Here is a 506-nt window from a genome sequence, read left to right on the forward strand (position 1 = left end):
ACCGTGCCAAAGTAATAGCTGGGTGACCATAAATGTCCGCCCCACATCTTGTTTTGCTTAATTTCGGGATGATTCTTGAAGAATAAAAAAGCACTTCTTCCTTTGAGTGCTTTGACTACGCTTGAACCTGATTTTGATGGTCTAAAGCTGATAAGCAAATGAATATGTTCAGGCATTACCTCCATTTTTTCAATTTTGATTTGATTATCTTCAGCTATTTGCTTGAGCAGGTCTCGCATCTCTTGTGCAAGGTCTTGGTTAGTAAAGATTTGATTGCGGTATTTAGTACACCAAATTAGATGATAGTGTGCATTATAGACGTAGTGTTTTTCATAGCCTGCGTCTTTTATTTTGTCTCTTTTATAATTCATAGTCCAATATCCTTTTATCTATTACATATCTGTTTACTGTGGATTATAAGATATACATAGGCTATAATCAAATTACAATAATACGAGGAGGTGAAATCATGAAGAGAATGAGCAGCTTAGCCTATCATTTTGGCG

The 506-nt window shown here is 35.6% G+C and carries 1 protein-coding gene; it reads right to left on the reverse strand.

Translation table 11 applies throughout. The annotated features are described in order from the left end of the window. On the reverse strand, positions 1–371 hold a 371-nt coding region (gene tnpA, locus CP355_RS10055), incomplete at its 3' end, for an IS200/IS605 family transposase (protein ID WP_098044456.1). Positions 372–506 lie beyond the last annotated feature (135 nt).

This window comes from Lactobacillus sp. UMNPBX4 (assembly GCF_002554115.1).
Classification (GTDB): Bacteria; Bacillota; Bacilli; order Lactobacillales; family Lactobacillaceae; genus Lactobacillus; species Lactobacillus gallinarum.